Genomic DNA, 12,329 nt, shown 5'->3' on the forward strand with positions numbered 1-12,329 from the left:
ATGGGTTCGCAGGACGCTTACGGTGCGGGCGAACACCACGCCCTCCTTGCCCTTGAGCGCCGTAGTCGAAACGCCCGTGGCGATGTTCTGCGGCGAAATCATCTTGCCCATCACCCCGCCGGACGAATTGGTCGCCGCCATCAGCACGGGATCGAAGCCCAGCTGCCGCGCGGCAACCACCTGCAGGTTGCCGAACAGCGCATTGCCCGATGTGTCGCTGCCCGACAGGAACACCGCCACCCAGCCGAGAAAGGCCGATACCAGCGGAAATAGCGCGCCGACACCGGCTACTCCCAGCCCAAGCGTGTAACTCATGCCGGAATAGTTAAGCAAAAAGGCCAGACCGACAATCATGCACACCGTGAGCACCGCAATCCGCACCTGCACCCAGGCATCGCGCATCGCCGCAAAAAACTCCCCCACCGGCAGCCGCACCAGCACCGCCGTGATCACCGCAGACAACAAAATGGCCGTGCCCGTGCCCAAAGGCTGGAAGTCCCACAAGGCCACGTACGGCTTGTTGTAAAGCGTGATGAACACCTGTTTGTCCAGGCCCGGCCAGAGCACCTTGATCTCGCCAAACGCAAAAATCTTGGCATAGACCCAGAAAATCACCACCACGGTAATGACCACCCAGGGCAACCAGCCACCATAGCCCACGCGCGCTTCATTCGGCGCGCGCACCGGGCGGGCAATGGCGAATTCCGGGTCGGGCGCCGGGCTCCAGATTTTAAGAAAACCAACCGTCAGAATCAGCGAGAACATCGAAGCCAGCACATCGGTCAGCTGATAACTGATGAAGTTCGATGAGACGAACTGCGCCAGCGCAAAGCTGCCGCCGGCCACCAGCAAAGCGGGCCACAAGGCGCGGATCGAACGCAGCCCTCCGTAAATCGCAATGACATAAAACGGCAACAGAAAGGCAAAAAACGGCAACTGTCGCCCCACCATCGCCGCCAGCGGCTCTGATGGCATGCTCGTTACCGCGCCCAACACCGTCAGCGGCACGCCCAATGCGCCAAACGCCACCGGCGCCGTGTTGAAAATCAGGGTGAAGGTCAGCGCCTCCAGCGCCGGGAAGCCCAGGCCGATGAGCAAGGCACTGGTAATCGCAACCGGGGTGCCAAAGCCCGCTATCCCTTCGAGCAGACAACCGAAGGAAAACGCCACTACCAGCAACACCAGCCGACGGTCGTTGGGCAGATGCTCCAGCATCCACAGGCGAAACATTTCAAACCGGCCCGACTTGACCGCCACGTTGTAGAGCACCAACGCGCCATACACGATCCACATCACCGGCAGCAAGGCAAACACCACGCCGAGCGCGACGGCATTGAACGCGAGCCCCAGCGGCAACTGCCAAACGCCAACAGCAATGATCAGTCCCGCGACCAAGCCCACCGCAGACGCCTGCCATGCCGGTCGCCGCAGCACACCCAGCATCAACAGCACGATGGCAATCGGAATGGCCGCCACCAAAAACGAGGGCAGCAAAGCGCCGCCCACCGGGGTCAGAATTTGATGAAACATGCTTGTCTCCCGCCCGATAGCTCGCTGTGCGCGCTCCGGGCCTATCAATGTGCGATGTGAACAGTGAAATCCCCGCACACGCCAGTAATCCGTCCGTTGCGAAGTCTGGTTTGTGCAGCGCCGCAAGCCTATGAGCGCTCTGCAAGGCGAGCAAGCGAATCGCGGTAATTCTTACGTCTTGTTGCAGGTGAGCGATGACCGTCAACACAGATTTGCGATGCGTGCTGGCAATCCTCCGCGCAGACCCGGATGGACAAACCGGCGGTCAACGCAAGCCCATCGCCGGGCGTTGTGCATTTAACAAAGTTGCGCGTTTTTGTCGGGCTTGTTTTTTGCTTCGATGTCCACATCTCCTCATCAACCAGCGGAGAACCACCATGCAAACCATGATCTATGACTCAGACGCCTTTTGTGTCCTGCAGCTCGACTGGTCGGGCTCGCAGGAGTCTCGAACCGAGCACGAAACCGACCTCTCTCGCGGCGGGTATGAAATCGTCGACAAATTCGCCCGCAAGGAAATTTTTCTGGGCGGCCGCGCAGCCGAAGGGTTTCGCGCCAGCGTGCAGCAACTCATCGCCCAAGAGCCCAGCAGCGAAGAAATCGACGATTTTCTCGACCGCTATTCCGCCCTCTCGCGGCAGTCTTTGCATGCGCATTGAATGAGCGCCCCAGGCGGGGTTCAGCCCGGGGCCACCGCCACGGCATAAGGTCGGGCGTGAGTTTCGCGCGCCAGCAGCACGCACAGCACCGACAAGGCAATCCAGGCCAGCAGCACACCATTGGCCGCCTGAAATGCCGTGCCGTCATACAGCCGCGCACCGCCCGCCTGCTGCCCCGTCCAGAACCGATCGAGCACCCAGCCCAGCAAAGGCAACTGCACCAGCGCGCCCACCATCACCCCCGTGTTGTGCACGCCCGATGCGGTACCCGCCAGCCGCTGCGGCACTGATTCCTTGGCCCAGGCGAAACCCACCACCATGCCGCCTGAACCCACCGAACTCAGCAGCAACGCCAGCAACAACAAGCTCCAGGGCGCCTGCGGCCAGGCCACCAGCAGGCCAAAGCCCGCCAGCATCATCACACCGCCGAGCAGATAGGGCAATTTGCGCCGACGCAGCCGGTCGGAAACCCGCCCCCACAGCACCCCGCCCACCGAAAACGCCACCAGCATCGCCGCCACCACCCACGAAGCCCGCCCTGCCGACATCTGCCGCTGCTGCACCAGAAACGGCATCCCCCAAAGCGTGGTGAACGTCAAAAACGCGCCGCAAACCCCGCCGGGCGCGATGAACAGCAAAGCCGTGTTGCGATAGCGCCAGACTTCGCCCAGACCCCGCCCGACCTCTCCCAGCGTCTGCGCCTTGCGCGCAGGCAGATAGCCGTCGAAACCCATGTCCTCCGGCCGGTTGCGAATGCGCAGCAAGGCCAGCAGCGACAAACCCAGGCACAGCACGCCCACCGCGCCGAGCACCCAACGCCAGCCGAAACTGTGCGACAAAAGCAACAAAGGCGCCTGCGCCAACACCGCGCCCAGCGTGCCCAAGGCGAGCGACAAACCCGACATGGTGCCGAACACCCGCGGCGCAAACCACGCGGCGGAAAGCTCCAGCAACGACACCCAGGCCACGCCATGCCCCAGGCCGATCAGGGCCCGTGCCACGGCCGCCGACTCAAAGCTGCCCGCCATCGCAAACAGCAGCGCGCCGACCCCGGTCACCGCCTGCCCGACCACGATGAGAATCTTCGGGCCGAACCGATCGTTGGCGATGCCCGTCGGAATTTGCGAGGCCGCGTAAAAGTAGAAGTAAAACGACGCCAGATTGCCCAGCTGCGCGGCGTTCAGATGGAAGTCGCGCATCAAATCGACATTGAGCACGCCCGGCGTGACCCGCAGGAAAAACCCCACCATATAAGCCGCCGCCGCGATCCCCCACAGCAGCAAGGCCAGACGAACAGGAGGATGACGGAGCATGTGTGGCATCGGCTTGCTTGCTGCAACGGTAGGCAAAGCAGAGCAGCTTACCTAATTCGGCCCGCTTGCGGCGAACAGCGGTGAAGCCTCATGAGAAAACGCAGGGCCGCCCCAAGTTTTCTTGTCCACCTCGCGGCTTGCAAGCCGCTCGGATTCGGCTCCGTCCAAGCTGCCACAGGGCAGCTTGGAGCCGCGGGCCTCATCCCCCTCGGGGGGCCTGACGCGAACGCGGCAGGTCTGGGGGCGCTCTCAAACCGCGCACATCGGCACGATTGGCGCCCCAAGGCTCATGCGGGTCCCGCAGAAGCGCCACTTTCTTGTGTTGCATCAAAACCTTGCAATTTGATATTCATAGACTCCAAATCATGAATATCGCCGAACTGCCCCCCCAGACAGAGCCGAACCTCATCCTGCCGACGCCGATGCATCGGCTTGCCCGCCTGGAGCGCATGGCCGGCGGAGATGTCGTGCGCATACTCAAGGCGCTGGCGCACCGCGAGCGTCTGGCCATTCTCTGCCTGCTGATGGATGGCGAGCGTTGCGTGCGCGAACTCGAACACGAGGTCGGCATGCGCCAGGCCGCTTTGTCACAACAACTCGCCAAGCTGCGCGCCGAAAACATCGTCGAAGCCACCCGCCGCGGCCGCTTCGTGCACTACCACATCAAAAGCCAGCAGGTGCTCAACGTCGTCCGCGCACTGTGCCCGGCTGAATGAGTGCCGATCTGACAGGCCCGACAAGAATTTCGCCCTTACTTGCCAAGATAGGTGGCTTGAACCTCGGGCGATTCGAGTAATTCGATCGCGTTCCCCTGGAGCGCGATTTTGCCCGTCTCCATCACATAGCCTCGGTCGGCAAATTTCAGAGCCATGCGGGCGTTCTGCTCGACAAGCAGAATCGTCAATCCTTGTGTGCGGATTTTGCGCAAGGCCCGAAAAATATCTCGCACAACGATGGGAGCCAACCCGAGGCTAGGCTCGTCCAACAACAACAGCTTGGGTTTGGAGATCATGGCGCGGCCGATGGCAAGCATCTGCTGCTCCCCGCCCGACAAAGTGCCCGCCAATTGACGAGCGCGCTCCCGCAAACGAGGAAACAACACCAACACCTCCTCCACGCTGGCACTCGTCTCTGCTGGCGGCCGGGTATAGCCGCCCAGGATCAGGTTTTCCATCACCGTCAAGGTCGGAAAGACGCGCCGCCCCTCTGGCACTTGCGAAATGCCCAGTCCCACAATCCGGTCAGCCGCGGTGTGGGCAATACTCTTTCCCAAAAACTGGACATCACCGGAATTCGGCCGCAATAAGCCACTGATGGTGCGCATCAGCGTGGTTTTGCCCGCGCCATTGGCGCCGAGCAAAGTCACGATCTCACCTTGCTCCACATGTAGGGTGACCCCTTTGAGCACCAGGATCTGACCGTAGCGCACGTCTAGATCGGTGATTTCAAGCATTCTCACGGCGCCACTCCTGTGGAGTACCCTTGCGCCTCTTCCTCTTCGTTATCCTCGTCGTTGCCAAGGTAGGCTTCGATCACATCTGGATTAGTCCTAATTTCTTCTGGCGTACCTTCGGCAATCTTGCGTCCAAAATTGATGCAGACGATGCGATCGGTGACGTTCATGACCACATTCATGTCATGCTCCACCAACAAAATGGAGATGCCCTCATCGCGCATCGAGAGAATGGTCTGATTGAGCGCCGACGACTCCTGATCGTTCAGGCCGGCGGCCGGCTCGTCCAGAATCAGCAGTCTCGGACGTGCAATCAGCGCCCGTGCCAATTCGACGCGGCGCTGCACGCCGTAAGGCAGGGAGGCGACGTCCTCCTGCGCCAGATGCGCCAAATCCAGACGCTCGAGCAGCGTCATGCTGCGACTGCGAAGATCCTTCTCTTCCCTGCGCTGTGCAGGCGTAGAAAGCAGCCCCTGCCACCAAGCCTGGTGCGTCTGCAAATGCAGCCCCGCCAAAACATTCGCCAGCACACTCTGCCCATAAAACAAGCGAATCGTCTGGAATGTGCGAAAGATTCCCCCACGCGCAATCCGGTGAGGTGCCCATCCGGTAATGTCATGGCCCTCCAGAAAAATCTTCCCAGAGCTTGGCTTGTATACCCCGGTGATCAGGTTAAAGGCCGTAGTTTTGCCCGCACCATTCGGGCCGATCAAGCCCATGACCTGCCCGTTTTCCACCGTAAAGCTCAGATCAGCGACCGCCTGCAGGCCCCCGAAGCGGATACCCACATCCTTGAGTTGCAGCAGCGCCCCACTCATTTCTGCCCCCGCCGAGGCCAGATGCCTTGGGGGCGCAGCACCATCACCACCACCATGGCGATGCCGAATATGAAGTACCGATATTCAGCAAAACTCCGGAATATCTGTGGCACCACAAACATCAAAACCGTACCCAGCAGCACCCCAGGAATCGAACCCTGCCCTCCAACCAACACAATCGCAAACAGAGTGACTGACTCGGTAAAAACAAACGCACCCGGACTGACAGCAGCCATCAGAGTAGCGAACAAAGTGCCCGCAAAGCCCGCCAGTGCCGCACCCAATGCAAATGCCAGCACCCGATACGCCCTGGCATCCACGCCCATGGTGGTTGCTGCGAGTTGATCATGCTTTAGGTAATAAAACACTCGCCCCAGATGAGACCGATCCAGATTGCGAATCAAAAGCAGAACCACCGCAAATGCCAACCAATCCAGCCAGAATTGCGCATTCTGGCTAGAAAGCGAAAAGCCGAAAAGGCTCGGTACGCCGATTCCGAAAATTCCGTCAGACCCGCCTGTCAAATGCCCGAGATTATTCCTCAGCGCAAGAACAAAAATTGCGTTGAAGCCGATAGTCGCCACCAGGAGATAATCCCCACGCAATTTCACAATAGGTGCTGCCAGCACCGCTCCTACCAGCCCTGCAACCAGAATGGCAACAGGCCACGTTGCGAAAATCGGCCAGTTGAAGTGTGTGTTCAATATCGATGTGACATACGCTCCGGCGCCAAAATACACTGCATGCCCCATATCAAACATGCCAGCTCGCCCCAATACAATATCCTGACTGAGTGCAACAATGGCATAGACCGCAAAAAGAGCGGCAATAAATACCCAAGTCTGATCAAGCACCAAAGGAATTGCCAGCCCAATAGCCCACAATGCCGCACCTAGCCAGCCGTTACCTAACAACTCTCCTGGCGACTTCATACTTTTTCCGCCACTCGTTCGCCGAGTAGCCCGGTCGGCCGCACCAGCAAGATGCCAATCAACAACGCAAAAGTGATCGCCTCTTGCCAAGAACTGGAAATGAAACCCGCAGCAAGCGCATTGAAAAGCCCGAGCAACACACCACCAAGCATGGCTCCAGGAATGTTCCCAATTCCACCGATGATGGCGGCGATAAACGCACTCAGTCCGTAATTCCAACCCATCGTGAAATAAACTTGCCGATAATAAAGGCCGATAAACAGCCCACCAATCGCACCGATGGCCGGGCCAATCACGAATACACTGGCGATCACACGATTCACATTGATGCCCATTAGCCTTGCTGCATCCTGATCACTGGCGGAGGCCCGCATGGCAGTACCAAAACGAGTGTGGTGAACAAACCAATAAAGCAAAGCCATCAATAGGGCTGAACCGAGCATGATGAGCACCTGGATCAGATCGATTCGCGCGCCTGCAAACTCCCAGTGCATAGCGGGCAGCAGATTACTGGGGAATACCCGAAGCTGGGGCCCCCAGATGATCATGATGCCGTTCTCGATGAAGAGCGACGCTCCTAATGCAGAAACCACTGCCGAAAGACGATCCGCCTTACGCAATGGACGATATGCCGTGAACTCTAGCACCAAGCCAGCAACGCCAACCACCACCGCAGCCAGAATAAATGCCCCAGCGAGCAAAAATAAATGGCTTTGTCCTGTTCCCGCACCCATACCCAGCGCAACAAGGCCGATATAAGCGCCGAAAATGCAGAGATCCCCATGGGCAAAGTTGATCAACTTGAGAATGCCATAAACCATGGTATATCCCAAAGCAATCAAAGCGTAGATGCCTCCCACCGTCAAACCATTGACGATTTGCTGAAGCAATGTTCCAAACATGAAAGCTACTCCTGTTACAGGCCAGCTGTTCTGGCCTGCACAATCCGTAGCGTTCACGAATTGTGCAGAGGTCTCAATTGTTGTTTTACTTAGCTACCGCCGTGGCTGGATAGGTGATTTTGTATCCGCCACTCGGTGTCACCTCAAAGGCCACATAAGGGCTGCCCGTCCGTTCTCCTACAGAATTCCAGGAAAACGTCCCTGTCAATCCTTTGAAGTCGTCTAATTTATGCAGAGCCGGTATCAACTTAGCCGGTTCAACACTCTTGATTTTTTCTGCGGTGTACAAAATGGCGCGCAGGCCATCTGCGTTGGTCAAGGTAAAAATGCTGGGCGGCTCATGGCCATAGGCGGTCTTGAATTCCGCCAAAAACTCTTTGGCTGCCGGGTAGGGCAGATCTTGCGGGGCTGGCACATTAATGATGACTGCGCCAGCAGCAGCATTACCCGCAATTTTTGCAAAGGCGACATTCTGGTTGGCGTCCCCGCCCACGAATTTTGCCTTCATACCGAGTTGCGCCATTTGCGCCTTCACCAAACCGCCATCGGTGTAATATCCTGAAAAATAAACCACTTGTGGGTTGAGCGCGTTCAGTTTGGTCAATACGGGCGTGAAATTCTGCGATCCGGCGTTGATGAACGCTTTATCGAGGACATCAATACCTTCCTTTTTCGAGTCGGCCACAACAGCGTCAGCGAGCCCAGTTGAAAAACTCGAATGATCCGTCAGCACAGCAATACGCTTGTATCCCATCGCTTTGAAGTAGCCGGCCGTGAACAAGGCCTCGGCGCTGTTGGGCGGGGCGTTACGAAAGAAAGTCTTGTAACCCCTGGAAGTCAGTTCATCGCTGGTGCCGTCAGAGGTCTGGATGATGTTTGCACGGGCATAAATCGGCTGCGCAGCAAGGGCTGCCCCACTCGTGTAACTGCCGATAACCGCCAGCACGCCGTCATTGGTCAACTGACGTGCACAAATTGCGGCTGGTGCGGCCTCGCCTTGGTCATCGCACACCTTCACTTCGAGTTGGTGTCCGAGCAATCCGCCTTTGGCGTTGGTCTGCTTGACGATCAGTTTCACGGCGTCTGCGATGCCCTGCCCTTCGTTGGCGTACTGACCCGTGATCGGCGCCTGAACACCGATGAGCAAAGGTTTGGCTGCAAACGCTGGGGCCGCTGCAAAAAATAGTGCGGCAACCGTTATGCCTAACTTGCGTTTGGTGAGTTTCATGCGAGTCTCCTGGATATGACATGCCTTGAGGGCTGATGATCACAGGCCTGATCGGAAAAGCGTCGCACGCAAACTTCGCAGTTTGCGGTTGCTTCTATACAGACCCATGTGGAGCCATAGGGCTCCGTTTGTCATTCCATCCTATGCCGGGTTTCGCGATCAAACCAGTTGGGGTTGTAGCAATATGTAACCCAAGGAGTTCCCTATGAACCTCATCCGTAACTGCACTTCACCAAGTGCCGTGCAGCCCCCAGTACACGATAAAAACCAGCACCAGGGTGGATATCGCCCACCCCCAAGGGGGCATCATGCCCCACAGTCGGTCGAGGGCACCGGCGCCGTCGTCCACCGGCAGTTGCCCGCGCATGACCTGATCGAAGCGGGAGAAAAAGGTCTCCGCCAGACTCTGCGCCGTGCTGTCCACCGTGCCCTTGCCCAGCTGGCCGATGGCGCCGCCCACCTCGGCGGTAGCCTGGTAGTTCATCTGCGTGCCGCCGTCTGCCGTGGGCTGCAACGCGACCAGGGCGCGGCCCAGGCCAAAACCGGCGCTCCCCGCGTTGCCCTCGAAGCGCAGCACGTAGCTGTGCGGCGGGTTGGGGTCTTCCAGCGTGAGTGTGCTGCTGAAGCGCGTCTTGAACCCGGCGACCGCCAGCACTTGCACGATCTCGAAATGTCCCGATCCGGTGTCGGTGATCGATTCGCAACCTGGAATGCAGGCTTTGAGCACTTCCGGGCTGTTGAGCGCCTCCCAGGTTTTCTGCGGGCTGGTCGGCAGTAGCCATTTCCCTTTGACATCCATTTCGGCCTCCATGTCGTCTCACCCAGCCGCCTCGTTCGAATCATCGGACGGCAGACAGGCATATATCAAGACCAGCTTATATTCTGTGACTGACGACAGAAGCAAGCTGCGGCGCAACAAAATCGGGAAACTCCTATTCGGGGCATTACCGATCCGCCCGCTGCAGCGCCTTTCTTCCGCGCTGTTCCAAGGGCCTACACTGACTGGCTCTGGTGTTTCATCGGACGGATAACCATGCAGATCACCGTGCTCGACGACTATCAGGATGCGGTGCGCAAGCTCGATTGCGCGCAGCAACTCGACGGTCACGACCTCAAGATATTCAACAACACCGTCAAAGGCGTGGGGCAGCTCAGCGTGCGCCTGCGCGACACCCAGGCGCTGGTGCTGATTCGCGACCGCACCGTGCTGTCGAGGCAATTGCTGGAAAAGTGTCCCAAGCTGCAACTCGTGGTGCAGACCGGCCGGATCGGCCCGCATGTGGATGTGCAAGCGTGCAGCGATCTGGGCATCGCCGTAGCCGATGGGCAGACCGACCCCGGCGTCACCGCCGAGCTGACCTGGGCACTGGTGCTGGCCGCCATGCGGCGTCTGCCGCAGTATGTCGCCAGTCTGAAGCATGGTGCATGGCAGCAGGCCGGGCTGAAGTCGCAGTCGATGCCTCCCAATTTCGGTCTCGGTCAGCGCCTCGCAGGCAAGACGCTGGGCATCTGGGGCTATGGCCGCATTGGCCAGCGCATTGCGCGGTACGGGCAGGCTTTCGACATGCGGGTTCAGGTCTGGGGCAGCGAGGCCTCGCGCACGCGCGCTGTTGAACAAGGCTTGCTGGCGGCCGAGTCGCGCGAAGCCTTCTTCGCCACCAGCGACGTGCTCAGCCTGCACCTGCGCCTCACCGACGCCACCCGCCATCTCATCACTCTGGCCGATCTGTCGCTGATGCAACCCACCTCTTTGCTCGTCAACACCGCCCGCCCCGACCTCCTCGCCCCGGATGCGTTGGTGGCCGCGCTCAATCGCGGCCGGCCGGGTCTGGCGGCGGTGGATGTGTTCGAAGCCGAGCCGATTCTGCAGGGCCATCCGCTGCTGCGACTGGAAAACGCCATCTGCACGCCGCACATCGGCTTTGTCGAGCAAGATCACTACGAGCAGATGTTCGCCCAGGCCTTCCGGACCATCGCCCAGTTTGCCGCGGGCGATCTGAGCGCGGCGATCAATGCAGGCGATTTATCGCCGCGCCGACCTTGATTTATTTGCCGATACAGAAACTGGAAAAAATCGCCCCGAGCAGATCGTCTGGGGTGTACTCGCCGGTGATCGCCATCAGCGCCTGATGCGATAGCCGCAATTCTTCGGCGAGCAGATCCAGCGGCGCCTGCGCATCCAGCTCGATCAGGCGCAAGGCCGCGCCGAGGTGTTGCCCGGTCTGCTCCAGCGCCTGCACATGGCGCTGGCGGGCGATGAACACGCCCTCGCTGGTCGGCTGCGCCCCTGCCAGTTGCAGCAACTTGAGACGCAAGTCCTGCAGACCGTCTCCGGTCGCGGCGGAAATCCAGACCGACTCGCCGGCCTCCACGCCCCATTGCGCCCAGACTTGCGGCAATAGCCGCGCCTGGGCGCCGGTCTCGACGCAATCGCGCTTGTTGAAAACGTGGAGCAGGGGCGCGCCCTTGGGGAGTCCGCGGGCGATTTCCGCCTCGGCCTGGGCATAGCCCGGCGCCTGCAGACGCGTGAGATCGTGCAGGAACACCACCACATCCGCACCGGCGATGGCGTGCCAACTGCGCTCCACGCCGATGCGCTCCACCGCGTCGGCGCTGTCGCGCAGGCCCGCGGTATCGACGATGTGCAAGGGCACGCCCTCGATCTGGATGGTCTGGCTGACCTTGTCTCGCGTCGTGCCCGCAATGGGCGTGACGATGGCCAGCTCGGCGCCCGCCAATGCGTTGAGCAAGGAGCTCTTGCCCACATTCGGCTGCCCTGCCAGCACCACCTGGAGTCCTTCGCGCAGCAGTGCGCCCTGCCGCGTCTTGGCCTGCACCTGCTGCAGAGTCTGCTGCAAAGCCTGCAAACGCCGCTGCGCCTGTGCCTGGCGCAAAAAGTCGATGTCTTCCTCGGGAAAATCGAGCGTGGCCTCGACCAGCAGGCGCAACTCGACCAGCTCGGCGGCCAGTGCGCGCACCGCCTGCGACAACTCGCCCGCCAGCGCCCGGGTGGCGCTGCGAGCAGCCGCCTCGGTACTGGCCTCGATCAGATCGGCCACGCTCTCGGCCTGCGCCAGATCGAGTTTGCCGTTGAGAAACGCGCGCCGGGTGAATTCGCCGGGCTGCGCCACCCGCAAGCGTGAAGACGCCCCCAGTTCGAGCAGCCGCGCCAGCAACAGTTGCAGCACCACCGGCCCGCCGTGGATCTGCAGCTCCAGCACGTCCTCCCCGGTGTAGGAATGCGGCGCCGGAAAAAACAGCGCCAGCCCTCGGTCTATCACCCCGCCCTGACCATCCCCGAACGGTAGGTAAGTGGCATGGCGCGGCAGCAGCGCCCGCCCTGTGATGGCCTGCGCCAAAGCCCCGAGCGATTTGCCCGAAGCCCGGACGATGCCCACGGCGCCGCGACCGGGTGCTGTGGCAATGGCCACGATCGGATCGGCGTCTTGCGCCAACAGATTCATGGCCGGGCAACCGCGCGGATCGAATGGGCT

The 12,329-nt window shown here is 60.1% G+C and carries 12 protein-coding genes; 3 read left to right on the forward strand and 9 right to left on the reverse strand.

What is annotated here, in order from left to right:
• Nucleotides 1–1,530 (reverse strand): L-lactate permease (locus B3H47_RS14925; protein WP_286987840.1); only part of this gene is annotated, 1,530 nt, incomplete at its 3' end.
• Nucleotides 1,531–1,907: 377 nt separating this feature from the next.
• Here B3H47_RS14925 and B3H47_RS14930 point away from each other — a divergent pair.
• The gene (locus B3H47_RS14930) at nucleotides 1,908–2,189 is read left to right on the forward strand and encodes a BTH_I0359 family protein (protein WP_286987842.1); all 282 of its coding nucleotides are present in this window, start codon (nucleotides 1,908–1,910) and stop codon (nucleotides 2,187–2,189) included.
• Between the two features lie 20 nt (nucleotides 2,190–2,209).
• Here the strand turns inward: B3H47_RS14930 and B3H47_RS14935 are convergent, their stop codons facing one another.
• Nucleotides 2,210–3,502 carry an MFS transporter gene (locus B3H47_RS14935; protein ID WP_286987844.1) on the reverse strand — a complete coding sequence of 431 codons (1,293 nt, stop codon included), beginning with the start codon at nucleotides 3,500–3,502 and terminating at the stop codon, nucleotides 2,210–2,212.
• Between the two features lie 365 nt (nucleotides 3,503–3,867).
• Here B3H47_RS14935 and B3H47_RS14940 point away from each other — a divergent pair, with 365 nt between their 5' ends.
• Complete coding sequence (locus B3H47_RS14940) at nucleotides 3,868–4,218, forward strand: ArsR/SmtB family transcription factor (protein ID WP_286987846.1); 351 nt, start codon at nucleotides 3,868–3,870, stop codon at nucleotides 4,216–4,218.
• Nucleotides 4,219–4,253: 35 nt separating this feature from the next.
• On the opposite strand, the gene B3H47_RS14945 is transcribed toward B3H47_RS14940, so the two are convergent.
• The 6 genes from B3H47_RS14945 to B3H47_RS14970 all read right to left on the reverse strand — a co-directional run bounded on the left by B3H47_RS14945 (nucleotide 4,254) and on the right by B3H47_RS14970 (nucleotide 9,634).
• On the reverse strand, nucleotides 4,254–4,955 hold the full coding sequence (locus B3H47_RS14945) for an ABC transporter ATP-binding protein (protein WP_286987848.1): 702 nt from the start codon (nucleotides 4,953–4,955) through the stop codon (nucleotides 4,254–4,256).
• Nucleotides 4,956–4,957: 2 nt separating this feature from the next.
• Entirely contained in the window at nucleotides 4,958–5,773 is an 816-nt protein-coding gene (locus tag B3H47_RS14950; protein WP_286987849.1) for an ABC transporter ATP-binding protein, read from the reverse strand.
• Nucleotides 5,770–6,705, reverse strand: coding sequence for a branched-chain amino acid ABC transporter permease (locus tag B3H47_RS14955; RefSeq protein WP_286987851.1), 936 nt, complete (start codon nucleotides 6,703–6,705; stop codon nucleotides 5,770–5,772). Before B3H47_RS14955 ends, B3H47_RS14950 begins: the two co-directional genes overlap by 4 nt.
• Nucleotides 6,702–7,607, reverse strand: coding sequence for a branched-chain amino acid ABC transporter permease (locus B3H47_RS14960; RefSeq protein WP_013107599.1), 906 nt, complete (start codon nucleotides 7,605–7,607; stop codon nucleotides 6,702–6,704). The genes B3H47_RS14955 and B3H47_RS14960 overlap by 4 nt, the downstream gene beginning before the upstream one ends.
• 85 nt (nucleotides 7,608–7,692) lie before the next feature.
• Nucleotides 7,693–8,835 (reverse strand): branched-chain amino acid ABC transporter substrate-binding protein, encoded by a 1,143-nt coding sequence (locus tag B3H47_RS14965; protein WP_013124585.1) that lies wholly within the window; start codon nucleotides 8,833–8,835, stop codon nucleotides 7,693–7,695.
• A gap of 229 nt (nucleotides 8,836–9,064) precedes the next feature.
• Nucleotides 9,065–9,634: a CoxG family protein gene (locus B3H47_RS14970; RefSeq protein ID WP_013107601.1), complete on the reverse strand. Its 570-nt coding sequence runs from the start codon at nucleotides 9,632–9,634 to the stop codon at nucleotides 9,065–9,067.
• 234 nt (nucleotides 9,635–9,868) lie between these two features.
• Between B3H47_RS14970 and B3H47_RS14975 the strand changes: the two genes are divergently transcribed.
• Entirely contained in the window at nucleotides 9,869–10,879 is a 1,011-nt protein-coding gene (locus B3H47_RS14975) for a D-2-hydroxyacid dehydrogenase family protein (RefSeq protein ID WP_286987853.1), read from the forward strand.
• Between the two features lies 1 nt (nucleotide 10,880).
• Here B3H47_RS14975 and mnmE read toward each other — a convergent pair whose 3' ends face one another.
• Nucleotides 10,881–12,299, reverse strand: coding sequence for a tRNA uridine-5-carboxymethylaminomethyl(34) synthesis GTPase MnmE (gene mnmE / locus B3H47_RS14980; protein WP_286987855.1), 1,419 nt, complete (start codon nucleotides 12,297–12,299; stop codon nucleotides 10,881–10,883).
• Between the last annotated feature and the right edge of the window lie 30 nt (nucleotides 12,300–12,329).

It is taken from the genome of Thiomonas sp. UBA7699 (genome assembly GCF_002482605.1).
GTDB lineage: Bacteria > Pseudomonadota > Gammaproteobacteria > Burkholderiales > Burkholderiaceae_C > Thiomonas > Thiomonas arsenitoxydans.